This window comes from Streptomyces sp. NPDC127084, assembly GCF_042724175.1.
Lineage (GTDB): Bacteria > Actinomycetota > Actinomycetes > Streptomycetales > Streptomycetaceae > Streptomyces.
This window is the reverse complement of sequence record NZ_JBHXFA010000004.1, coordinates 78,315-100,645: the sequence shown is the minus strand read 5'-3', so window position 1 is coordinate 100,645 and position 22,331 is coordinate 78,315. Positions and strand designations below refer to the sequence as shown.

General features: G+C 71.0%; 23 protein-coding genes and 1 pseudogene. 10 read left to right on the top strand and 14 right to left on the bottom strand.

What is annotated here, in order from left to right:
* Positions 1 to 47: 47 nt before the first annotated feature.
* Both ACFWI9_RS02350 and ACFWI9_RS02345 read right to left on the bottom strand, forming a co-directional pair.
* A pseudogene (locus ACFWI9_RS02350) lies at positions 48 to 197 on the bottom strand (DUF397 domain-containing protein); the annotation flags it as partial.
* Complete coding sequence (locus tag ACFWI9_RS02345; protein ID WP_387158448.1) at positions 181 to 1,038, bottom strand: Scr1 family TA system antitoxin-like transcriptional regulator; 858 nt, start codon at positions 1,036 to 1,038, stop codon at positions 181 to 183. The pseudogene ACFWI9_RS02350 and the gene ACFWI9_RS02345, both read right to left, overlap by 17 nt.
* An 84-nt stretch (positions 1,039 to 1,122) precedes the next feature.
* On the opposite strand from ACFWI9_RS02345, the gene ACFWI9_RS02340 reads away from it, so the two are divergent.
* Positions 1,123 to 1,533: a hypothetical protein gene (locus tag ACFWI9_RS02340; RefSeq protein ID WP_387158446.1), complete on the top strand. Its 411-nt coding sequence runs from the start codon at positions 1,123 to 1,125 to the stop codon at positions 1,531 to 1,533.
* A gap of 154 nt (positions 1,534 to 1,687) precedes the next feature.
* A complete protein-coding gene (locus ACFWI9_RS02335; RefSeq protein ID WP_387158444.1) occupies positions 1,688 to 3,034 on the top strand; it encodes a radical SAM protein in 1,347 nt (448 codons plus the stop codon).
* Positions 3,035 to 3,056: 22 nt separating this feature from the next.
* Here ACFWI9_RS02335 and ACFWI9_RS02330 read toward each other — a convergent pair whose 3' ends face one another.
* Entirely contained in the window at positions 3,057 to 3,509 is a 453-nt protein-coding gene (locus tag ACFWI9_RS02330; RefSeq protein WP_387158442.1) for a GNAT family N-acetyltransferase, read from the bottom strand.
* Between the two features lie 145 nt (positions 3,510 to 3,654).
* Positions 3,655 to 4,284: a TetR/AcrR family transcriptional regulator gene (locus tag ACFWI9_RS02325; protein ID WP_387158441.1), complete on the bottom strand. Its 630-nt coding sequence runs from the start codon at positions 4,282 to 4,284 to the stop codon at positions 3,655 to 3,657.
* A gap of 51 nt (positions 4,285 to 4,335) precedes the next feature.
* Between ACFWI9_RS02325 and ACFWI9_RS02320 the strand changes: the two genes are divergently transcribed.
* Positions 4,336 to 4,890, top strand: a complete 555-nt coding sequence (locus tag ACFWI9_RS02320) for a GNAT family N-acetyltransferase (protein WP_387158439.1) — start codon at positions 4,336 to 4,338, stop codon at positions 4,888 to 4,890.
* On the opposite strand, the gene ACFWI9_RS02315 is transcribed toward ACFWI9_RS02320, so the two are convergent.
* On the bottom strand, positions 4,871 to 5,281 hold the full coding sequence (locus ACFWI9_RS02315; protein WP_387158438.1) for a Zn-ribbon domain-containing OB-fold protein: 411 nt from the start codon (positions 5,279 to 5,281) through the stop codon (positions 4,871 to 4,873). The genes ACFWI9_RS02320 and ACFWI9_RS02315 overlap by 20 nt on opposite strands.
* 160 nt (positions 5,282 to 5,441) lie before the next feature.
* On the opposite strand from ACFWI9_RS02315, the gene ACFWI9_RS02310 reads away from it, so the two are divergent.
* The 3 genes from ACFWI9_RS02310 to ACFWI9_RS02300 all read left to right on the top strand — a co-directional run bounded on the left by ACFWI9_RS02310 (position 5,442) and on the right by ACFWI9_RS02300 (position 9,887).
* Complete coding sequence (locus tag ACFWI9_RS02310) at positions 5,442 to 6,671, top strand: flavin-containing monooxygenase (RefSeq protein WP_387158436.1); 1,230 nt, start codon at positions 5,442 to 5,444, stop codon at positions 6,669 to 6,671.
* Between the two features lie 160 nt (positions 6,672 to 6,831).
* Positions 6,832 to 9,054, top strand: a complete 2,223-nt coding sequence (locus ACFWI9_RS02305) for an acetate--CoA ligase family protein (RefSeq protein WP_387158434.1) — start codon at positions 6,832 to 6,834, stop codon at positions 9,052 to 9,054.
* Entirely contained in the window at positions 9,051 to 9,887 is an 837-nt protein-coding gene (locus ACFWI9_RS02300) for an enoyl-CoA hydratase/isomerase family protein (protein WP_387158432.1), read from the top strand. The genes ACFWI9_RS02305 and ACFWI9_RS02300 overlap by 4 nt, the downstream gene beginning before the upstream one ends.
* A gap of 120 nt (positions 9,888 to 10,007) precedes the next feature.
* Here ACFWI9_RS02300 and ACFWI9_RS02295 read toward each other — a convergent pair whose 3' ends face one another.
* The 3 genes from ACFWI9_RS02295 to ACFWI9_RS02285 all read right to left on the bottom strand — a co-directional run bounded on the left by ACFWI9_RS02295 (position 10,008) and on the right by ACFWI9_RS02285 (position 12,441).
* Entirely contained in the window at positions 10,008 to 10,775 is a 768-nt protein-coding gene (locus tag ACFWI9_RS02295; RefSeq protein ID WP_387158430.1) for an NPP1 family protein, read from the bottom strand.
* Between the two features lie 207 nt (positions 10,776 to 10,982).
* Complete coding sequence (locus ACFWI9_RS02290) at positions 10,983 to 11,735, bottom strand: SDR family oxidoreductase (protein WP_387158429.1); 753 nt, start codon at positions 11,733 to 11,735, stop codon at positions 10,983 to 10,985.
* A gap of 85 nt (positions 11,736 to 11,820) precedes the next feature.
* Complete coding sequence (locus ACFWI9_RS02285; RefSeq protein WP_387158427.1) at positions 11,821 to 12,441, bottom strand: phosphoribosylanthranilate isomerase; 621 nt, start codon at positions 12,439 to 12,441, stop codon at positions 11,821 to 11,823.
* A gap of 193 nt (positions 12,442 to 12,634) precedes the next feature.
* Here ACFWI9_RS02285 and ACFWI9_RS02280 point away from each other — a divergent pair, with 193 nt between their 5' ends.
* Positions 12,635 to 13,234 (top strand): flavin reductase family protein, encoded by a 600-nt coding sequence (locus ACFWI9_RS02280; RefSeq protein ID WP_387158456.1) that lies wholly within the window; start codon positions 12,635 to 12,637, stop codon positions 13,232 to 13,234.
* Between the two features lie 92 nt (positions 13,235 to 13,326).
* On the top strand, positions 13,327 to 13,482 hold the full coding sequence (locus ACFWI9_RS02275; protein ID WP_387158425.1) for a hypothetical protein: 156 nt from the start codon (positions 13,327 to 13,329) through the stop codon (positions 13,480 to 13,482).
* A gap of 69 nt (positions 13,483 to 13,551) precedes the next feature.
* Here the strand turns inward: ACFWI9_RS02275 and ACFWI9_RS02270 are convergent, their stop codons facing one another.
* On the bottom strand, positions 13,552 to 14,886 hold the full coding sequence (locus ACFWI9_RS02270; RefSeq protein WP_387158423.1) for an MFS transporter: 1,335 nt from the start codon (positions 14,884 to 14,886) through the stop codon (positions 13,552 to 13,554).
* A 94-nt stretch (positions 14,887 to 14,980) separates the two neighbouring features.
* Here ACFWI9_RS02270 and ACFWI9_RS02265 point away from each other — a divergent pair, with 94 nt between their 5' ends.
* Complete coding sequence (locus ACFWI9_RS02265) at positions 14,981 to 16,015, top strand: GlxA family transcriptional regulator (RefSeq protein WP_387158421.1); 1,035 nt, start codon at positions 14,981 to 14,983, stop codon at positions 16,013 to 16,015.
* A 77-nt stretch (positions 16,016 to 16,092) separates the two neighbouring features.
* Here ACFWI9_RS02265 and ACFWI9_RS02260 read toward each other — a convergent pair whose 3' ends face one another.
* From ACFWI9_RS02260 to ACFWI9_RS02250, 3 genes are read right to left on the bottom strand one after another with little or no spacing between them, the layout of a single operon-like run.
* Positions 16,093 to 17,142 carry a Zn-dependent alcohol dehydrogenase gene (locus ACFWI9_RS02260; protein ID WP_387158419.1) on the bottom strand — a complete coding sequence of 350 codons (1,050 nt, stop codon included), beginning with the start codon at positions 17,140 to 17,142 and terminating at the stop codon, positions 16,093 to 16,095.
* Entirely contained in the window at positions 17,139 to 18,332 is a 1,194-nt protein-coding gene (locus ACFWI9_RS02255) for an acyl-CoA dehydrogenase family protein (RefSeq protein ID WP_387158418.1), read from the bottom strand. Before ACFWI9_RS02255 ends, ACFWI9_RS02260 begins: the two co-directional genes overlap by 4 nt.
* 9 nt (positions 18,333 to 18,341) lie before the next feature.
* On the bottom strand, positions 18,342 to 19,247 hold the full coding sequence (locus ACFWI9_RS02250) for an SDR family oxidoreductase (RefSeq protein WP_387158416.1): 906 nt from the start codon (positions 19,245 to 19,247) through the stop codon (positions 18,342 to 18,344).
* A gap of 107 nt (positions 19,248 to 19,354) precedes the next feature.
* On the opposite strand from ACFWI9_RS02250, the gene ACFWI9_RS02245 reads away from it, so the two are divergent.
* Positions 19,355 to 20,308, top strand: a complete 954-nt coding sequence (locus ACFWI9_RS02245) for a cyclase family protein (protein ID WP_387158415.1) — start codon at positions 19,355 to 19,357, stop codon at positions 20,306 to 20,308.
* Positions 20,309 to 20,372: 64 nt separating this feature from the next.
* Here the strand turns inward: ACFWI9_RS02245 and ACFWI9_RS02240 are convergent, their stop codons facing one another.
* On the bottom strand, positions 20,373 to 20,921 hold the full coding sequence (locus ACFWI9_RS02240) for an ATP-binding protein (RefSeq protein ID WP_387158414.1): 549 nt from the start codon (positions 20,919 to 20,921) through the stop codon (positions 20,373 to 20,375).
* A gap of 407 nt (positions 20,922 to 21,328) precedes the next feature.
* Entirely contained in the window at positions 21,329 to 22,327 is a 999-nt protein-coding gene (locus tag ACFWI9_RS02235; RefSeq protein WP_387158412.1) for an acyl-CoA dehydrogenase family protein, read from the bottom strand.
* Between the last annotated feature and the right edge of the window lie 4 nt (positions 22,328 to 22,331).

The window sequence follows — 22,331 nt, the reverse complement described above, 5'->3', positions numbered from 1 at the left end:
CGGCGCCCCCCCCCCCCGCCCTCTGTCGCGCTCGGGCGGCGTCGCCGCTACGCGGACGCCGCCGTGAGGAAGGCCGCCCAGGCGGTGGACGGGACGGCGAGCGTGGGGCCGTCGCTGACCTTGGAGTCGCGGATGTGGACGGTGCCGGGGCAGACGGCGACCTCGACGCACGCGCCGCCCTCATTGCCGCTGTAGCTGCGCTGAACCGGACCAGGGTGGGGCTTGCGATCCCGCCGCCATGCTCTCGATCAGTGCCACGGACTCCCAGCGGTTGAGCGCCTGGGCCCGCAGGGTGCCGAACAGGGCGATCAGCCGGTTGACCTCTTCGGGCTTGGAGATCAAGGTTTCCCCACCGTAATCCGACGTGTGCCCCAGGTTCTTTCCTTCCGGAAGGCTCATCAACTGGAATGCCCCCAACAGCGCCGCGTGCGCCTCCCGCTCGGTCGGCATCACCTGCACTGTCAGATTGCTCTTGATGTGTACCAGCTCCAGCAGATGCAGCAGTTGCTCCCTGAGTACAGCCCGGCCTCCGATCGGCCGCTGGAGCGCGGACTCCTCGATGACATAGCTGAGGACCGGCTTCGGCTTGCGGTCCAGCAGAGCCTGCCGTTCCAGGCGCCCCTGCACGTGCCGGTCCATCTCCTCCGGCTCGTAAGCGGGCACCCGCACCTCGTACAGCGCCCGCGCGTAGGCCGGGGTCTGGAGCATGCCGGGAATCACCATGTTCTCGTAGGCGCTGTAGCTCAACGCCTCAAGCGTGGTGCGCAGCCAGTCCAGAGACTTGGGCGAGTACTTCTCCTCGTCCATCATCTCCACACACGACGCCAGCACCCCGCCGGCTCCCAGCACACGGTCCGCCTCCACCAGGAACTCCGTCGTCGGGATGCGCTCCGCCCGCTCGTACGCTCCGAGCAGCGACTCCGACATCACCAGCCGGTCTGCCAGCTCCTTCTGGGTCATCCCGGCGAGCGTCCGGAACAGCTTGATCAGGGTCCCCACGTGCTTGCGCGCGGGCGAGGGTTCCTTGCCCGACCCCACCGCGACCACCGTCCTTCCCACACCTGCCCGATGTGGATCGTGTCCCCCTGGTCACGTTACGCAGTCGCCGGAATGCTCGGGGGCATGAACAGCGAAAAGCTCCCCGATTGGGTACCGGCTTCGGGTGTGCAACTTCGGCTCACCGGCGTCCACTTCGACGCCGTCCGGGTACGCGGCGTGCGCGGAGAGGCCGTGCTGCACCACCTCGTCTACGCCACGGGCGGCCATCCCGGCCCGGTGGTGCGCGAGATGTGGCGCGGCCGGTGGTCGTACTTCCTGATCCCGCCCGGCACCAGCAAGGACCACCCCTGGCCGCCCGGCGCCGCCACCTTCGGCCCCTGCGCCCGCGACCAGTACGTCGGCGTTCCCGCCGCCCATGGCAACACCTACCCCCTGTCCTGGCCCGCCGGTCCTCCGGTGGCTGGTGAGTTCGTGGATCCGGAGCTGCTGTTCGCCGTCGTCACCGCGCAGTTGTGCGTGGCGCCCGGAGGGTGACGCGCCAGGGTCAGTGCCGCCGCTTGAGGAGGACACGGGCGTACACATCCGTGCCGATCGGGTCGACACACCTCGACCCGAGGCCCGCGGCACAACCCGTGCCGAGGGGGGCATACGGTGAGGGGTCCAAAGCCTGAGCCGGGAGGAGACACGGATGGGCAGCCGCACCGCGCTGGTCGAGGATCTGATGGAGAGGTTCCCGCACGTACCGCGGGAAGCCGTCTTCAAGGAGGACCTGCTCCGGGGCGGGGTCGCCTTCGACGCGTCCGCGCTCTCCGACAACGAGGGGGGTGAGGTCAAGCCGAAGTCGTACTTCATCTTCTCCTTCGACCACGGCACCCTGCCCGAGCTCGGGGAGGCCGCGCTCAGGCGGCCCCCGGAAGAGATCATCCTCACCGGCGGGCCGTACGACCTGCGGCGCACGGTCGTCTCGGTGCGGGTTAACCCGTCCTCGCCGTACCGCGTCGCCGCCGACGAGGAGGGGCTGCTCGGGCTCTACCTCGACGGCGCGCGGATCGCGGACGTGGGCGTGCCGCCCATGCCGGAGTACTACCGGCACACCCTCTCCAACGGGAAGTCCGTGATGGAGGTGGCTCCCACCATCCAGTGGGGCTACCTCATCTATCTGACCGTCTTCCGGGTCTGCCAGTACTTCGGCGCCAAGGAGGAGTGCCAGTACTGCGACATCAACCACAACTGGCGCCAGCACAAGGCGGCCGGGCGGCCGTACACCGGGGTCAAGGACGTCGACGAGGTCCTCGAAGCCCTGGAGATCATCGACCGCTACGACACCGCCAAGGCGTCCACCGCCTACACCCTCACCGGCGGCGCGATCACCAAGACCGTCGGCGGACGCGACGAGGCGGACTTCTACGGCCGGTACGCCAAGGCCATCGAGGAGCACTTCCCCGGCCGCTGGATCGGCAAGGTCGTCGCCCAGGCCCTGCCCAAGGACGACGTCCAGCGGTTCAAGGACTACGGCATCCAGATCTACCACCCCAACTACGAGGTCTGGGACCGTCGGCTCTTCGAGCTGTACTGCCCCGGCAAGGAGCGCTACGTCGGCCGCGACGAGTGGCACAAGCGGATCCTCGACTCGGCGGAGGTCTTCGGCGCCCGCAACGTGATCCCCAACTTCGTCGCGGGCGTGGAGATGGCCGAACCGTCCGGCTTCACCACCGTGGACGAGGCCATCGCCTCCACCGCCGAGGGTCTGCGCTTCTTCATGTCGCACGGCATCACCCCCCGCTTCACCACCTGGTGCCCTGAGCCGACCACCCCGCTCGGCAAGGCCAACCCGCAGGGCGCGCCGCTGGAGTACCACATCCGGCTGCTGGAGGTGTACCGCGCGACCATGGACGAGTTCGGCCTCTCCTCACCCCCCGGCTACGGGCAGCCCGGGCCCGGCCGCGCCGTCTTCTCGGTGAGCTCGTTCATGGACAGCCTGCCGGCCGTGGAATCGGCGGAGGAGGACGCGGAGGTTCCGCTGCCCCGGACGTGAACGACCACCGGTGTGGTGCGGATCAGCCCTGCGCGCGAGGCTGCCAGACGTAACGGACATCCGGCTCGCGTTCCTCGTTGCGCAGCCCGTCCGTGTGCTCGACCGCGACGAAGCCGTGCCGCTCGTAGAAGCGTCGCGCGGCTTCGTTGACCTGGAAAGTCCACAACGCCAGGCCGTCCGGCCGCTGTCGCATGGCCAGGTCCATGAACCGGTCACCCAGGCCGCGTCCGCGCCACGCCGGATCGAGGTAGAGCTGCTCCACTTCCCCGCCGTCGAGTACCAGGAGCCCCACCACGCCGCTCTCGGCGACCGCCACCCACGTCTCGTACTGCGGCACCACCACATACGAGAACCAGGAGCGGACCTCGTCATCGTCGTGCGCGCGGCGCACCGACGGCAGTGCGGCGGTGAAGGAGCGCAGCCATACGTCAGCCGCGCCCGCCGCGTCGGGGCTGCCCGCACGACGAATGAGCACATCATCACTGTTCACAGCGCGAGACCATCTCAGACTCAAGGTCGCGCCGCATCCGAATTCGATGACCCGCGCGCCCCGGCCTCCTGAGGTCTTCCTCCGGGCTTCGTCGGAGCAGCGCGGTACCGGCTTCCCGGCGCCACCGCCCTCAGTGCTCCCCCGGCGGGGACTCGGGCACGTACGCGGCAGCGGCCAGGTACTCGTCCAGGAGCTGGACCTGCCGCCGCGGTGGGAACGCCGCGGGGTCGAACAGGGCCTGGACCACCAGGCCGAGTACGAAGGACTGGGCGCGGGCGGCGATGTCCGAGGGGTCGCCGGGGGGCAGTTCGCCGATTGCCTGGGCCGCCGCCACCCGCCGGCTCAGCCGGTCACGGCCCTCCTCGTACTTGCGGGCGTAGTCGACGCTCAGCTCGGGGTCGGAGAGTGCGGCGTCCCAGGAGGACACCCAGATCCGGTTGCTGTCGGTGGCTTCCGGGGTCAACGGCAGGATGTCCAGCAGTGCGTCACGTACGGCGGCCAGTCCCCCGCGGCCCTCACCGCCCTTGTCCGCGTGGCGGCGGGGCCGGGAGGCGGTGCGCTGTTCGAGAAGGTCGAGGGCGTGTTCCACCAGGGCGCGCTTGGTGGGGAAGTAGTGCGTGAGCAGGCCGGTGGTCGCGCCGAGTTCGGTCGCGACGGCGCGCAGGGTCAGACCGGCGAATCCGCGGGTGGCCATCACCTGCCAGACGGCTGCGGAGACATCGCGTCTGCGGGCCTCGTGATCTCCCTTGGTGCGGGGCATGACCCCACGGTACGTTGCCATAACACTTGTTATGCAAACGGAGAGGCAACCATGTTCTCGCTGCCGCTGGGCGACGACGCCCACCTCGGCCCGCTGGAGGTCTGGCACGCCGAGGAGTTCGCCGCACATCTGGACCGGGCACGGGAGCACATCCGCCCGTGGGTGGGTGCCGGGTTCGTCACCACGGATGTGGACGGGGCGCGGGCCACGCTCGGGCGGTACGCCGAGCGGCAGGCCGGCGACGGCGGCCGCCTCTACGGCATCTGGCGGGAGGGGGTGCTGGTCGGCGGGGTGATGTTCACCAGCTTCCAGGCCGATACCGGAAGCTGTGAGGTGGGGTGCTGGCTGGAGCCGGCGAGCGAGGGCCACGGGCTGGTCACGCGGGCCTGCGGCGCCCTGCTGGACTGGGCGTTCACGGTCCGGGGGCTGCACCGGGCAGAGTGGTACTGCCGGGCCGACAACGACCGCAGCTCGGCGGTGGCCAGGCGGCTCGGTATGACGCTGGAGGGGACGCTGCGCGAGTCCTGGCCGTACGAGGGCGTGCGCCACGACAAGCAGGTCTGGGCGATCCTCGCGCGTGAGTGGCTCAAGCGGACGGCGCGGTAGGCCGCCACGGCCGGAACACCGGCACCGCGAACCCGTCGCCACCGTCCTCGCGGAAGGCCACCTCCAGCTCCATCCCCACCCGCAGCTCCACCTCCGGGCAGTCCACCACCACGGTCATCATCCGCGGCCCTTCGGCGAGGTCGACCACCGCGGCCGTGTAGGGCGTACGGTCCGCGAACGGCGGCAGGTCATTGCGATGGACGACGGACCAGGTGTAGAGCGTGGCCCGGCCGCTCGCCCGCTCCCAGCCCACGTCCTCGCTCCAGCAGTGCGGGCAGAACTCGCGCGGATAGTGGTGGGCCGCACCGCAGGCCCCGCAGCGCCGGACGAGCAACCGGCCGTCGGCCGCGGCCTCCCAGTACGTACGCGTGAAGTCGTCGATCTCGATCATTGCGGACCTCCGCCGAACCAAAGAATCTGACGATGCATCAGTTCAGCGGATGGGCTGGTACGGGCGCAAGAGTCCGGGACGGACGCCCGTGACCGATTCGCAATCGATTCCCGTCTCGTCCGAGACCCATCAGGTGACCGGGCCGTTACGCTCGGCGTTCATGAACGATGCCATACGCGCCGCTTTCGCACGTGCGAACGACTTCACGGACGACCGGCCCGTGTACGTCATCGGCGCGGGACCCGGCGGGCTCGCCGTCGCCGCCGCGCTGCGGGAGCGCGGAGTGCGCGCGGTCGTACTGGAGAAGTCCGGGTCCGTCGGTGCCTCCTGGCGCGGGCACTACGACCGGCTGCGGCTGCACACCACCCGGAGGCTGTCATCCCTGCCGGGACTCGCGATGCCGCGCGCGTTCGGCCGGTGGGTGGCACGCGACGACGTGGTCCGCTACCTGGAGAAGTACGCGGAGTTCCACGAGCTGGAGCTGATCACGGGCGTGGCGGTCACCCGTGTGGAGCCCGCGGGCCCCGACTGGGTGCTGCACGCGACCGGCGGGCGGCGGCTCACCGGGCGGGCGGTCGTCGTGGCCACCGGCTTCAACCACACGCCGCGCCTGCCGGACTGGCCGGGCCGGGAGTCCTTTCCGGGGGAGCTGCTGCACGCGTCCGCGTACCGCGAGCCCGGCCCGTACGCGGGCAAGGACGTACTGGTCGTCGGGGCGGGGAACACGGGCGCCGAGATAGCCGCCGACCTGGCGGCGGGCGACGCCGCGCGCATACGCCTGTCCGTCCGCACCGCCCCGCACATCGTGCGCCGCTCCGTCCTCGGCTGGCCCGCGCAGCGCGCCGCCGTGCTCTCCCGCAGGCTGCCGGTCCACCTGGTGGACCTGGCCGCGCGGGCGATATCCCGGGTCTCGGTGCCCGACCTGTCGGCGCACGGCCTGCCCCGGCCGGGCACCGGCCTCAGCTCCCGCGCCGGGCAGGGCGCCCTGCCGGTGCTGGACGTGGGTCTCATCGACGCCGTACGCAAGGGGCGGGTGGAGCCGGTGGCGGCGGTGGAGTCGTTCGAGGGGGGCAAGGTGGTGCTGGCGGACGGCAGCCGGATCGCACCGGACGTGGTGATCGCGGCGACGGGCTACCGGCGCGGGCTCGAGGACCTGGTGGGGCATCTGGGCGTACTGGACGACCGGGGGCGGCCGGTGGTGGGCCGCCGGACGAAACGGGGTCGAGCGGCGCACGAGGCGCCCGGGCTGTACTTCACGGGCTTCACCAACCCGATCAGCGGGATGCTGCGTGAACTCGGCATCGACGCACGGAAGATCGCGAAGAGGCTCGGGCGTCTCGCGGCGAAAGAGGACGCGGGGGTGGCGCGGGAGACAGCGAAGGCGCCGTAGGGCTCAGAGACGTCGAGGCGCCGGGTCATCGGGGCGTCGGGGACCGTGGGCTGCTCCGCGCCCGCGCTGCACAACTGTTCCTGACGTGCAGCCAGTTCAGCTAATCTGACAGTGCGTCAGACAGCTCTACCGGACGACGACGAGCAGGAGCGGCGTAGCGATGCTTGGATCGACCCACGGCAGCCTCACCACCGATCTCCGCGCCCGCGTCGTGGCCTGCGGGGAGCAGCCAGGACCCACCGTCCACGGTACCGCCGCGAGCGAGGGCGACCTCGATGTCAGCGGGCGTCCGCTGTACGCGCCCGTACCGGATCTCGACCGGTTCTTCCGGCCCGAATCGGTCGCCGTCATCGGCGCGTCCGACGCCGAAGGGCGACCCAACACCGGTATCACCCGGCAGCTCATCGCCTGGGCCGACCGCGTCGGCGCCCGGCTGTACCCCGTGCATCCGCACCGGACCACGGTGTTCGGACTGCCGTGCGCGGCGTCCGTGGCCCGGCTACCGGAGGCCGTGGATCTCGCCGTGCTGCTGGTCGCCGACCCGCTGCCGGTGATCGAGGAACTCGGCCAGGCGAAGGTGCGGTTCGCGGTCGCCTTCGCCTCCGGCTTCGCGGAGACCGGCGAGGAGGGGGCGGCCGCCCAGCGGCGGCTCGCCGCCGCCGCCGAGCGGTCCGGGCTGCGGCTGCTCGGACCCAACACCAACCTCAATGCCTTCGAGAAGTTCCGCGACGACCTCGAAGGGCCCGCCATCGCGCTGATCACCCAGTCCGGTCACCAGGGCCGGCCCGTCTTCACCCTCCAGGAGCTGGGCATCCGGCTCTCCCACTGGGCGCCGACCGGCAACGAGGCGGATCTGGAGACCGCCGACTTCCTCTCGTACTTCGCCGGACGGCCCGAGGTCGGCGCGATCGCCTGCTATGTGGAGGGGCTCAAGGACGGGCGTTCCTTCCTGCTCGCCGCCGACCGGGCGGCGCGGGCCGGTGTGCCGGTGGTGGCGGTGAAGGTGGGCCGCACCGAGACGGGCGCGCGCACCGCCGCCTCGCACACCGGCAAGCTGACCGGCGCGGACCAGGTGGTGGACGCGGCGATGCGGCAGTACGGGGTGATACGGGTCGACGGGCTCGACGAACTACAGGACACCGCCGCCCTGTTGGCGCGGGCCCGTACACCGCGTGCGGACGGTGTCGTCGTGTACTCGATCTCCGGCGGCACCGGCGCCCACTTCGCGGACCTGGCCACGGAGGCCGGGCTTCGGCTGCCGGCACTGTCCGCCGCCAAGCAGGACGAACTGCACCAGTGGATACCGGAGTACCTGAACGTCGCCAACCCCGTGGACAACGGCGGCCATCCGGTCGGCGACTGGCGCGGCCGGAAGATCATCGACGCGATACTCGCCGATCCGGCGGTCGGGGTGCTGATCTGCCCGATCACCGGCCCGTTCCCGCCGATGAGCGACAGGCTGGCGCAGGACCTGGTGGACGCGGCGGAGGCGACGGACAAGCTGGTGTGCGTGGTGTGGGGTTCGCCGGTGGGGACGGAGGAGGCATACCGAACGACGCTGCTGGGCTCGTCGCGGGTGGCCACGTTCCGCACCTTCCGCAACTGCGTCACAGCGGTGAAGGCGTATCTCGACCACCACCGCTTCACGGCCTTCTACCGCTCTCCGTTCGACGAGGCCCCTCGCTCCCTCTCCCCCTCCTTCCGCAAGGCGGAGGCGCTGCTGCGACCCGGCCACCGGCTCAGCGAGCACGCGGCGAAGCAACTGCTGCGGGCGTACGGGATACGGGTGCCGCGCGAGCAGTTGGTGACCAGCGCGGCGGCGGCGGTGCGGGCGGCGGGCCTGGTCGGCTATCCGGTGGTGATGAAGGCGTCGGCGCCGCAGCTCGCGCACAAGACGGAACTGGGGCTGGTGAAGGTCGCGCTGACCTCGGCCAGCCAGGTCCGTGACACATACCGCGAGCTGACCGACATCGCCCGCTACGAGAACATCGCGCTGGACGGCGTCCTGGTCTGCCAGATGGTCGAGCGGGGCGTCGAGATGTTCGTCGGCGTCACCCAGGACGAGCTGTTCGGCCCGACGGTGACGGTGGGCCTGGGCGGCATCCTGGTCGAGGTGCTGCGGGACTCGGCGGTGCGCGTGCCGCCGTTCGGCGAGGACCAGGCCCGCTCGATGCTCGCCGAACTGCGCGGACGGGCCCTGCTGGACGGGGTGCGAGGCGGGCCACCGATGGATGTGGACGCACTGGTCGAGGTGGTGCTGCGGGTCCAGCGGATGGCGCTGGAGCTGGGCGGGGACGTGTCCGAGCTGGACATCAACCCGCTGATGGTGCTGCCGCGCGGGCAGGGCGCGGTGGCACTGGACGCGCTGGCGGTGTGCCGATGAGCGCCGACGGCGAAAGCGGTGTACCGGTGAACGCCGACAGCGTCGCGGACACGGTGCTGCACCGTACCGACAACAGCGTCTCCTGGATCACACTGAACCGGCCCGAGGCCATGAACGCCGTCACCTGGGACCAGCGTGAGCGGATCATCGCCCTGCTGGCCGACGCCTCCGCCGACCCGGGTGTACGGGCCGTGGTCATCACGGCGACGGGGAAGGGCTTCTGCGCGGGCGCGGACCTGCGCGGAGCGCCCGCGCGCGAGGGCGAACGGGTGGCGGGCGACGTGGCCCGTACGATCCGGCGCGGCGCACAACGCCTCATCGCGGCCGTGCTGGACTGCGAGAAGCCGGTGATCGCCGCGGTGAACGGTACGGCGGCGGGAATCGGCGCGCATCTGGCGTTCGCCTGCGATCTGGTGCTGGCCGCCGAATCGGCCCGTTTCATCGAGGTGTTCGTACGCCGCGGCCTCGTACCGGACGGCGGCGGGGCGTATCTGCTGCCACGGCTGGTGGGCCCGCAGCGGGCGAAGGAGCTGATGTTCTTCGGCGACGCGCTGTCGGCGGTGGACGCGCAGCGGCTGGGTCTGGTCAACAGGGTGCTGGCGGCTGGCGACTTGGAGAAGACCGCCCGCGAGTGGTCGGAGCGCCTCGCCCAGGGCCCCACGAGGGCGCTGGCCCTCACCAAGGAGCTGGTGAACGCCTCACTGGACGCCGACCGTGCCACGGCGTTCGCGGCGGAGGCCGCTGCTCAGGAGATCAACATGACCACGAGCGACGCGAACGAGGGCGTCGCGAGCTTCGTGGAACGGCGAGTGCCGAGATACCGGGGGCTGTAGGGCCTTGGGCCCCGGCCCAGGCGGGAAGGGACGGTCGATCTCACGGTGCGGGCGCGCGGTTGAGTACCCGAGCACCCGCGCCGTGTCGCGCCGCGAGATCGACGCCGCTCACGCTATCGCTCACGCATACGGGTTGAACGGTATCCCCGACGGCTTCGCCTCCGCGATGTTGCTCTCGAAGCTGCCGTCCTTGATCCCGAAGTGCGCGCTGCCGAAGTTCGCCGCGACGAGCTTGTCACGCAGGCCCGCCGGATAGCCGTTCCAGCCGACCAGCGCCGGGTACTGCCAGGTGCGCTGGTGGTTCTCCGGCGGGTCGTCGTTGGAGTTGGCGGCACGGAAGCAGTGGGTGGATACACCGTCCTTGTGGTACACGATCTTCGGGTGCGTACCCTCCCAGCGGATCTGGTCGCGCGGGTAGACGTTGAAGTCCCCGTGGGCGGAGGTGGCGACGTATTTCGCCTGGTTGTCCTGTACCCAGACCACGACATGCTCCCAGTCGTGCCGGTGACCGAACGGGTCCCAGCCCGGGATGGTCTGGTCCTTCTCGAAGTAGGAGCTGTACATGATGGCGCACCAGCCGTTGTTGCACTTCGAGCGCGAGTAGCCGTTGGTGTTGACGAGGTCCGCAGCGTCCCGGCAGCCACCGCTGAGGGACCCGGTGGTCTTCAGACCGCCATTGATGGAACCGTCAGGGCCGATGGCGGGCACCGCGTAGCAGCCGTCGGTGTCGTAGTCGTATCCCGGCTGGAACGTCCGGTCCAGCGCGTCCGCGTTGGTCGGCAACGCGGGCGGCGGGGCGGCGAAAGCCACGTTCGGGACGGCGATCACCAGGGTGATCGCCCCCAAGACGACGAGCGGAACCCTGCGGATTCTTGCGCTCTTCAGCACCAAGTCCTCCTGGAGCCTGCGGGGGTGAGACGCGTCACTTTGACGTGTCCACCGCAGCTTCCAGGTTGATTGGGCTACAGGCCAAGAGGTAGGGAATGAATATTCGGAATCTTCTCGACGGGCACCCGCCCCGGCGCTGTCCCTGCACCGGCCTCGGCGCAGGCTCCCGGTACTTGGGTGCCGAACGCCGTGGGCCCGGACCGCAGGTCAGGCGCGGGGCCTCGAACGCCCCGCCAGGTACTGCTCGAACGTGACCTCACCCACGGCCCGTTCCGGCGTCAGATGCCCGCCGTCCCTGAATCCCCGGTACACCTTGCCCGCCAAGGGCAAGTTCAGCAGGGGCCGCCGCCGTCCGCTCACGCGCAGATAGGCCCGGGCCAACTCGGGCAGCGTACGGACCTCGGGCCCTCCCATATCCGGGACGCGTCCGGCGGGCGCCGGTCCGTTCGCGAGCTCCACGAGCCGGTCGGCGACCTCCCCCACCTCGATCGGCTGGTCCGACAGTCCCGCGGGCAGCAGCATGACCGGCAACTTCCCCGCGCGCTCGAGGAACTCCAGCACGAACTCGTGGAACTGCGTGGTGCGCAGCACGGTCCAGCCGATTCCCGACTCCTCGATCAGCTTCTCGACGGCCAGCTTGGTCCGGTAGTAGCCGAGCGGCACCCGGTCGACTCCCACGATCGAGATGTACACCAGGTGCCTGACACCGGCCCGGTGTGCGGCGTCGATCAGATGGCGCGCCGCCCGCTCGTCACCGCCGCGCGGCGAACTCGCGCAGTGCACGATCGTGTCCACGCCGGTGACGGCCTCGGCCAGCGGCCCCGTACCCTCGCGCAGGTCCACGGCGTACGGCTGAGATCGCCGGCTCAGCACCCGCACGTCGTGTCCCGCGGCGCGCAGCCGCTCTGTGACGAGCCGGCCGAGCGTTCCGGTACCGCCGGTCACCAGAATCGTGGTCATCGCGCGCTGTCCCTTCCCCGGGCGGACGCTCCCCGGTGGAGCGCCGTCATCCACCGGGACGACGTACGGCCCGGATATGTGACATCTACTCCGTGCCGCGTGCCGCGCGGACGAACGCCTCGATCAGCTCCGGGCTCTTCACACCCCAGCTGATCTCGATCCCACTGGACACGTCCACACCCCACGGCCGCGCCGAACGCACCGCGTCCGCGACATTGAGCGGATCGAGCCCTCCGGCGAGCAGCCACCTCTCGCCTGGGCCGGGGAGCGGTTTCCCGGCCCGGTCCCAGGTCTCGCCCGCGCCGGGCACGGGCGCGTCGAGCAGCAGGATGTCCTCGCCCCGTTCACCGAAGCGCGGCACATCGCCGCGTACGGCCGCGCCCCGGATCAGGGTCAGCCCGGAAGGCCGCAGGGTGTCGTAGTACGCGGGGCCCTCGTCCCCGTGCAGTTGTACGCCGCGCATCCCGGTCGCGTCGAGCAGTCCGCGCACCTCGTCCAGCGGCTGGTCGCGGAACACTCCGACCGTCATGATCCGGTCCGGTACGCGCAGGGCGAGCCGCCGCGCGGTGTCCGGGTCGATACGGCGCGCGCTCTCGGCGAAGACAAAGCCGATCGCGTCGGCACCGGCGTTGACGGCCGTGTCGACGTCCTGCTCGGTCCGCAGTCCGCACACCTTGATGAACAGGGAGGAGTGTTCTGATTCCACTGCGGCCGCCACCGTCTCCACATCTCACGCTCTGGTCTGCCCGGGCAGCCCTCAGTGTCCCAGAGCCCCGGTCGCGCACCCCGCGACCAGGCCGCACCTGCCGCACGGCGCGTCGGCATTTGCGGCAGGGCTCCGGGGGTTCACATCTGACGGTTCGTCAGCTTCAATGAAACGTGTGATGGGTCACGCAGCGATGGCGGCCACCGCCGTCCGTTATCTCAGGTCGACCGGCGCCGCCGAACCGTACGCCGCCATGCCCCGCCCCGCACTCAGGGCGGTGGCCGCGGACGAACGGGCCCCGGTCGATCCAGGCGAGTTCCGGCGCGTGCTCGGGCATTTCGCGAGCGGTGTCACCGTCATCACGGCATACGACGCCGGCGAGGCGGGCGAGGGCGGCGGGCCTGCCGGATTCGCCTGCCAGTCCTTCGCGTCACTCTCGCTCGATCCGCCCCTGGTCGCCTTCATGGTGGCCCGTACGTCCACGAGCTGGCCGCGCATCGCCCGCGCTGGGGCGTTCTGCGTCAACGTACTCGGCGCGCACCAGGGCGAGCTGTGCCGGGCGTTCGCGGTGAGCGGCGCCGACAAGTTCGCCGGGGTCGGCCACCGTCCGGCGCCGGTGACGGGGTCGCCGAGGCTGGACTCCGTACCGGCCTGGATCGACTGCACGATCCAGGCGGTGCACACGGGCGGGGACCATCTGATCGTGGTGGGACGGGTGGAGGCACTGGGCGCTGAGCGGGACGGCGAGCCGCTGCTGTTCCACCAGGGGCGGTTCGGACGGTTCCTGGCATAGGCCAACGGCAACACCGGTCCGCATGGTCACCTGTTCGAGTGGTGGGACGCCAAGCGCCGGAGAGCAGGGGCGGGGAGCCGTACGTTCGCCGTATGAACAAACCCACAGGTATCGACGTGTCCGAGCTCGATGAGCCGGGTGTGCCGGCCCGCTTCGTGGCCGGCCCCACACCTCTCGAGGTCACCGACGACGGCGAGGTCATCCACATCATCGCCGCCTTCCCCGGCGTGCGGGTGATCCGAGTCTGAGTCCCGGGCACGGCAGGGGGCGAGGAGTCGGGGGCCGGGGTCCGCGGCCCGAGGCCTCGGTGCGCCCCCTCACGCCGCCGTCACCAGCGGCTGCGACGCGGCTCGGCGCTTCCTGATCACCAGGGACATCAGCGCGGCGACCGCGCACAGCGCACCCGCGGCGAACCAGACGATGTCGTACTCACCGGACTCGTCCCGGATCACCCCGCCCGCGAAGGCGACGATCCCCGCGCCGACCTGGTGGGAGGCCAGCACCCAGCCGAAGACGATCGGCGAGTCGTCTCCGTAGTGCTCACGGCACAGGGCGATCGTCGGCGGCACCGTCGCCACCCAGTCGAGTCCGTAGAAGACGATGAAGAACACCATCGGGGGCTGCACGGACGGGCCCAGCATCATCGGCAGGAACAGCAGGGACAGACCTCGCAGGCCGTAGTAGACCGCCAGCAGCCGGCGGGCGTCGTAGCGGTCCGTCAGCCAGCCCGAGGCGATCGTGCCGAAGATGTCGAAGACCCCGATCACCGCGAGCAGCGAGGCCGCGGCCGTGACGGGCATGCCGTGGTCGTGCGAGGCGGGGACGAAGTGGGTCTGGATGAGGCCGCTCGTGGACGCTCCGCAGATCGCGAACGTACCGGCCAGCAGCCAGAAGGGACGGGTACGGGCGGCCGAGAACAGCACGCTCAGCGTACGGCGGGCGGCGCCCGGGACCGGGGCGGGCTTGGGGACGAACTCCTCGGCACCATACGGCGGGAGTCCCGCATCCGCGGGGTGGTCCCGCAGCAGCAGCCAGACGAAGGGGACCACGACCAGGGCGGCCAGAGCGACGGTGACGGCGGCGGGGCGCCAGTGGTGTTCCTCGACGATCCAGGAGAGCAGCGGCAGGAAGACCAACTGCCCGGAGGCCCCGGCGGCCGTGAGGATGCCGGTGACCAGACCACGCCGCTTCGTGAACCAGCGGTTGGTGACCGTGGCGGCGAAGGCCAGCGCCATCGAACCGCTGCCGAGCCCCACCAGCACTCCCCAGCACAGCATCAGTTGCCAGGCCGCCGTCATCCACACGGTGAGGCCCGAGCCGACGGCGATGACGGTGAGCGCGGCGGCGACCACCTTGCGGATCCCGTACCGGTCCATCAGCGCGGCGGCGAACGGCGCGGTCAGCCCGTACAGCGCGAGGTTGATGGACACCGCGAGCCCGATGGTGCCGCGAGACCAGCCGAACTCCCGGTGCAGGGGGTCTATCAGCAGGCTCGGAAGTGAGCGGAAGGCCGCAGCTCCGATGATCGTCACAAAAGCCACGGCGGCGACGAACCAGGCCCGGTGGATTCGCGGAGTCCGGCGCGGCAGCACGGGCCGTTCGTGGGCCTCTGGGGCCGCGGGGAGATCGCTTGTCTGGGTTGTCTGGGTCACGTCACCAAGCATCCACGCGGCGCTGCCCACCATCGAGTGGCCCGAAGGACAGCATTCGATACGATCGGGCCAGCCGACTCTGTACCATCGAGCCATGACCTACGCCCGGCAACCGCGGCAGCCGAAGCCGCACCGCGTCGTCGTCCTCGCGCTCGACGGCTGCATCCCCTTCGAGCTGGGCATCCCCCAGCGCATCTTCGGCCGCGCCACCGACCCCGGCGGGGGGAAGCTGTACGAGGTCGTCACCTGCTCGATCCGGCCGCCGGGAGCAGTCCGGACCGACGCGGACTTCGACATCCTCGTCAGCCACGGTCCCGAAGCGCTCGCCACCGCGGACACAGTGGTCATACCGGCCTCATACGAACTCGGCCCGGTGTACGACGAGGGCAGGCTCACCCCCGAACTGGCCGCGGCCCTCGGCCGACTGCGGCCCGGCACCCGGTTGGTCTCGATCTGCACCGGGGGCTATGTACTCGCCGCCGCCGGCCATCTGGACGGCCGCCGCGCCACCACGCACTGGTGGCACGCCGAGCACTTCCAGCGCTTGTTCCCCGCCATCGAGGTCGACGCGGACGTCCTCTTCATCGACGACGGCGACGTACTCACCTCCGCCGGGGTGGCCGCGGGCATCGACCTGTGCCTGCACATCGTGCGCCGCGACCACGGGTCGGCGGTCGCCAACGACGTGGCCCGCCGCACGGTCGTACCGCCCCACCGCGACGGCGGCCAAGCCCAGTACATCCAGCGCCCGGTACCCGAGCCCCAGCTCGCCACCACGTCCGCCGCCCGCGCGTGGGCGCTCGACCGCCTCCATGAGCCGATCCAGCTCCGCGACCTGGCCGGGCGGGAGTCCATGTCGGTGCGCAGCTTCACCCGCCGCTTCCGCGAGGAGGTCGGGGTCAGCCCTGGGCAATGGCTCACCCAGCAGCGTGTGCAGCGCGCCCGGCAACTGCTGGAGAGCACGGATCTGCCGATGGACCAGGTGGCGCGGGACGCGGGCTTCGGTACGGCCCAGTCGATGCGGCAGCACCTGCTGTGCGCACTCGGGGTGACGCCGACGGGCTACCGGCGTACGTTCCGCGCGACCGCGACCGCGACCGCGACCGCGACCATGAGCACGACGCGGTAGTCGGGCACTTCGGCCGGAGTGGCCCGGAACGGCCCGCCTTCGTGGCGGCGTTCACGGGCCACGGTGGGATCGCGCCCTCAGAACGTCAGCACACCGCGCGCCACCCGGCCCTGCTCCGCGTCCTCGACCGCCACCGCGAAGTCCTCCACCGGGTACGTACGCGTCACCAGCTCGTCCAGCAGCAGCCGTCCTTCCTCGTACAGCCTGGCGTACAGCGCGATGTCGTGCTGTGGCCGCGAGGACCCGTAGCGGCAGCCCAGGACCGCCTTGTCCAGGAACATCGCCGCGGGAAGGAAGGACGCCTCCGCCGTCGGCGCGGGCATACCGAGCAGCACCGCCTGGCCGCCGCGGTCGAGCAGGTCGATCGCCTGGCGGACCAGTGCCGTCTGGCCGACACACTCGAAGACATGCCGGGCTCCGTCGGGAAGGATCTCCCGGACGTCCGCCACCGAACCGAGGAAGTGGGTCGCGCCGAAGTGGCGGGCGGTCTTCTCCTTGGCCGGGTTGGTGTCGACGGCGACGATCGTGAGCGCGCCCGCGATCCGGGCGCCCTGGAGCACGTTGAGGCCGATGCCTCCGGTGCCGATGACGACGACCGTGTCACCGATGCCGACCCTGGCACGGTTGAGTACGGCCCCGACGCCGGTGAGCACACCGCAGCCGATGACGGCCGCCGAGGTGAGCGGGATGCCCGTGGGGATCCTCACCGCCTGGACGGCCCGGACGATGGTGTGCTCCGCGAAGGCCGAGTTGGCGGCGAACTGGTACAGCGGCCGGCCGCCACGGCTGAACGGCTGGTCGGGCCGGCCGATCGAGCTGCGGCACATCGTCGGCCGTCCCTGGTCGCAGGCCGCGCAGGCCCCGCAGTTGGCCAGCGTGGACAGGGCCACATGGTCACCGGGAGCGACATGAGCAACGCCCGCGCCGACCGCTTCCACGGTGCCCGCGCCCTCGTGGCCGAGTACGACGGGCGCGGGAAAGGGGATCGTGCCGTCGATGACGGACAGATCGCTGTGGCACAGCCCGGCAGCGGCGATGGCGACCCGCACCTCGCCGGGGCCTGGTTCCCGTATCTCCAGATCGTCGGCCACCTCTGCCCGCCGGCCGTCGAAGACGACACCTCTCACCGCTGCTCCCTGGGTAGGCCGAGCACCCGCTCGGCGATGATGTTGCGCTGGATCTCGTCCGAGCCGCCGTAGATCGTGTCGGCGCGGGTGAAGAGGAACAGCCGCTGCTGTTCATCGAGTTCGTAGTCCGGCGTCCAGGCGCCGGGGCCGGATGCGGCAGCGGCTCCGCGCACCTCGACCGCGAGCTCGCCGAGCCGCTGGTGCCAGCCGCCCCACAGCAGTTTGGCGACGCTGGGGGCGCCGGAGCCGTCCCCGCCGCCGCCCAGGGTGCGCAGGGCGTTCCAGCGCATGGTGTGCAGTTGGGCCCATTGGCGGATGAGCCGTTGGCGCAGCACCGGGTCCCCGGCTGCCGTACCGCTGCCCACGGCCCCGCTGCCCACCGCCAAGTCGATCACCCGGCGCAGCTCCTCCTCGAAGCCGATCTGCTGGACGAGGGTGGAGACTCCGCGTTCGAGGGCGAGCAACCCCATCGCGACCTGCCAGCCGTTGCCTTCGCCGCCGACCACGTCCGCGGCGCGGGCGCCGTCGAAGAACACCTCGTTGAACTCGCTGGTGCCGGACATCTGCCGGATGGGCCGCACGTCGATACGGCCCGGCTGGTCCATCGGCACCAGCAGGAACGACAGCCCGTGGTGGCGGGCGGAGCCGGGTTCGGTGCGGGCCAGGACGAAGCACCAGTCGGCGTCCTTCGCGAGCGAGGTCCAGATCTTCTGGCCGGACACGCGGTAGCCGCCGTCCCGTACGACGGCCGTGGTACGGACCGACGCCAGGTCGGAGCCCGCGCCCGGCTCGCTGTACCCCTGGCACCACAGTTCCTCACCGCGTGCGATACCCGGCAGGTAACGGGCCTGCTGCTCCTTGTCGGCGTAGGCGATCAGGGTGGGTGCGAGCAGGTTCTCTCCGATGTGCCCGAGCCGACCGGGCGCGCGGGCGCGGGCGTACTCCTCGGCCCAGACGACCTGCTGGGTCAGCGTGGCACGCCGGTTGCCGTGGTCGGCCGACTCCCAGCCGAGCCCGATCCAGCCGTGGCTGCCCAGCTCGCGCTCCCAGGCGAGCCGTACCGCCGTGTCCTCGTGCTCCCGCCCAGGTCCGCCCCCGGCGGTGCGGTACGGGCCGGTGAGATGGTCCGCCAGCCACTGGCGGGCCTCGGCCCGGAAGGCCTCGTCGTCCGGGCCGAACGCGAAGTCCATGGCCGCCCCCTAGGTGTTGGGGCGGTCGCCGGACGCCGCCGCCTTCGCCATGGCCTCCAACTGCGCCAGCATCGGCATCGGGTCGGTGCCGACGGTCCCCGGCAGGAAGTCCGCGATCTTCTCGGGGGTCCAGGAACCTTCGGCGTATCCGGCGCGCAGCTCACGCGGCTGCGCCCATACGGCGATCTTGGGGCCGGCGATGGTGTAGACCTGCCCGGTGATGTCCCGGGCCCGGTCGGAGAGCAGGTACACCACGAGTGCGGCGACATCCTCCGGCTCGCCGATCTCCTTGAGCTCCATGGGGACGTTGGCCGACATCCGGGTGCGCGCGACGGGCGCGACCGCGTTCGCCGTGACCCCGTACTTGTGCAGGCCGAGGGCGGCGCTGCGGACGAGGGAGATGATCCCGCCCTTGGCGGCCGAGTAGTTGGCCTGGGCGACCGAGCCCTGGTGGTTGCCGCTGGTGAAGCCGATGAGGGTGCCGCCGCCCTGTTTGCGCATCACTGCGGATGCGGCGCGGAAGACGGTGAAGGTACCCTTGAGGTGGGTTGCGACGACCGGGTCCCACTCCTCCTCGGACATGTTGAACAACATCCGTTCGCGCAGGATGCCGGCGACGCAGACCACCCCGTCGATACGTCCGAACTCCGCCAGCGCCGTGTCGATGAGGCGCTGTCCGCCCGCCATGGTGGCGATGTCGTCGGCGACGGCGACCGCTCGGCCCCCGGCCGCCTCGATCTCCTTGACCACGGCCTCGGCGACCTCGGACGTGGGCGCGCCGCCCTCGATCGAGACCCCGTAGTCGTTGACGACGACCCGTGCTCCCTCGGCGGCGCACGCGAGGGCGACAGCGCGCCCGATACCGCGTCCGGCGCCGGTCACGGCGATCGTCCTGCCTGCCAAGAAGTTCCCCATGCCGACCTCTTCCCGCATTTTCTGACGGACCGTTAGATTTTATGGGCCGCCGGACGCCCGAACACAAGACCCGGGAGCCCTGGACCTAGAGCTCTGGAGGAACACGCATGTCCCAGCCCGCCGTGCCGCCCCAGTCGGCCCTACCGCAGGAGTTCCATGACATCGCCAAACGGATCAGCAACTGGGGGCGCTGGGGCGCCGACGACGAGATCGGCACGCTGAACCTGATCACGGACGAGGTGGTGCGGGCCGCCGTCACCGAGGTCCGCAGCGGCCAACGGGTGCCGCTGGCCCTGGCACTCCAGCAGGACGGGGTGCAGACCGGGATGATCCCCGGCCGGGTGAACCCGCTGCACACCATGGTCAAGATCAACCAGGAGCTGTTCGGCCCCGGCACGGTCGCCGCCAGCGACGACACCGTGACCATGGGGCTCCAGGCAGCAACCCACTGGGACGCGCTCACCCATGTGTCGCACTCTGGCCGGATCTACAACGGGCGTCCCGCCGAGACGATCACCGCCCACGACGGGGCGCGGTTCAGCGGGATCGAGAAGGTGCGGACCCTGGTCAGCCGGGGGGTGCTGCTCGATGTGGCACGGGCCAAGGGTGTCGACCGGCTACCGGGCGACCACGCGGTCACTCCCGAGGACCTCGCGGAGGCGGAGGACTTCGGACGGGTGCGGGTGCGGCCCGGCGATGTGGTGCTCGTACGGACCGGGCAGATACAGGCGTATCTGGCCGGGGACAAGCACGCCTACTCCCATCCGTCGCCGGGCCTCTCGGTGCGTACGCCCGAGTGGTTCCACGCGCGCGATGTGGCTGCCGTCGCGAACGACACGCTGACCTTTGAGATCTTCCCGCCCGAGATCGAGGATCTCTGGCTGCCGGTGCACGCCCTGGACCTGGTGGAGATGGGCATGCTCCAGGGCCAGAACTGGAACCTGGAGGAGCTGTCGGCGGTCTGCGCCCAGGAGGGCCGCTATGCCTTCCTGCTGTCGGCGACCCCGGAACCGTTCGTCGGCGGCACGGGGACGCCGGTCGCGCCGGTGGCGGTGCTCTGACGCTCTACCCGCCCCCGCCGGAGGCCCCGGCGGGGGCAGGGGGCCTCCGGCCGTCGGGTGCTCCTCAGGCCGGGATCGCGGGGGCGGTCGTCGCCGTGGTCATCGTGGCGGGAGCGGGACCCGCGGGCACGGCGGACGACGCGGGGCCGGTCGCGGCGGCGGCGGTGCGGGTCGCGGACGGTACGGGCGCGGTGGGCGGAGGGGGCGACGCCACACACCGGTCGACCTCGCACCAGATGCTCTTGCCAGCCCCCTCCGGCTGCCAGCCCCAGCGGTCGGCGAGGCCGTCGACGAGTTCGAGCCCGCGGCCGTTGGTGTCCTCGCGTTCCGCGCGCCGCGGACTCGGCGGGCAGGCGCTCGTGTCGGCGACCTCCACTCGTACCGTCCCCGCGGCCGGCTCGCCTGCGCCGAACAGCATACGCAGCACGGCGGGGCAACCCGTGTGCACCACAGCGTTGGTGACCAACTCCGAGATGAGCAGCACCAGCGTCTCCGCGAGCGGCTCGTCGTCTCCTATCCCCGATCCGGCGAGCCGCGACCTCGCCCATCTACGGGCCCGCCCGACCTCCGCGGGATCGGGGCCGACCTCCATCTGAACCAGAAGCACCTGCACCGCTCACACCATCCGAACCGGCGGACACAACGCCTCGCGCCTGAAAGCTGTCACGGAACGTGATTTCCTTGCGTAACAGCATGGTTGACGTACAGTCACCGCAACAAGCGCTTCGGGCATATTCCAGCGCGAAGGAGTATGCGTAGTGCATACTGTGCGACGCACGCTGCGGATAGTCGAACACCCTGTGCGAGCGGCGCGTTCGAGCCCGGCGGCCACGCCGGTGTCCGGCCGGAGGTTCGGGGTCCTTGCCCCGTGGCAGCACGCATCTCGCACCCGACGGAGCGTACCGGAGGGCGGCGCGACTGCGGCCCGTGACGAGTCCACCGAAGGACACAACCCGATATCGGCGCCCGGACAGCCACGCTCAGTGACGCTTTGCGGTGTGATAGAGGGGTTCGGGCGCGCTACAGCGCGGACGCCAGTACTTCTTCCGTACGTTCTGCCGTCTGCCAGAGCCGGGCACGCACCCAGGCGCGTTTGAGGTGCAGATGCACATCGGCTTCCCAGGTGAAGCCCATACCGCCGTGCACCTGGAGGCAGTCACGGGCTCCCCGCACAGCGGCCTCGTCGGCGAGCAGCTTGGCGCCGGCGATCTCCGCGGGATCTGCTGTGACGGCCGCCGCGTACACGGCGGCCCGCGCGAGCTCGGCACGTACGAACATCTGCGCGCAGAGGTGTTTCACCGCCTGGAAACTACCGATGGGCCTGCCGAACTGCTCCCGCTCCCTGGCGTAGCGCGTCGCGAGCTCGGTGGTACGCAGGGCTGAGCCGAGCTGCTCGGCGGCGGTAAGCAGTGCCGCGTAATCGACGTAATCGGATTGCGTCTCGTCATGTACACCGCCCACGGCCGCACACAGCAGCCGGTGCAGCGGCGTCAGCGGATCGACGGACCGCAAGCGTACGGCGCCTGCCGCATTCCCTTCCCCCGGCACCGCGCCACGCTCCCCCAAGCCCGCGTCCGCTTCCCCCACGACCGCACCCGAATCCCCCAGGACCGCGTCCGCTTCGTCCAGCCAGGCCACCAACGCGCCGTCCGGCATGGTCACCACCGCTTCGCCGGTAGCCGCGCCGGGCACCACGCCGGCCGCGAGATGGGTCGCGACCAGGGGGCCCGGCAGGAGCACCCGCCCAACCTCCTCGAACACCAGCACCGCCTCCGGGAGTCCGAGGCCCACCCCGCCCGCGTCTTCGGGCAGCCGCAGCGCGAAGAAGCCCGCGTCACCGAGCACCCGCCACAGCGCCCGGTCCAACCGGGGGCCGGGCCCGTCACCGGGCTCGCCACCGGCTTCCCCACCGGCCTTGTCCACGGCGGCGCGCAGGGCGTCCCGGTCGAAGCGCGCTTCCAGGAGCTCCCGCACCCCCCGGCGCAAGGCACGCTGATCATCGGTCAGTTGGAAACGCACGCCG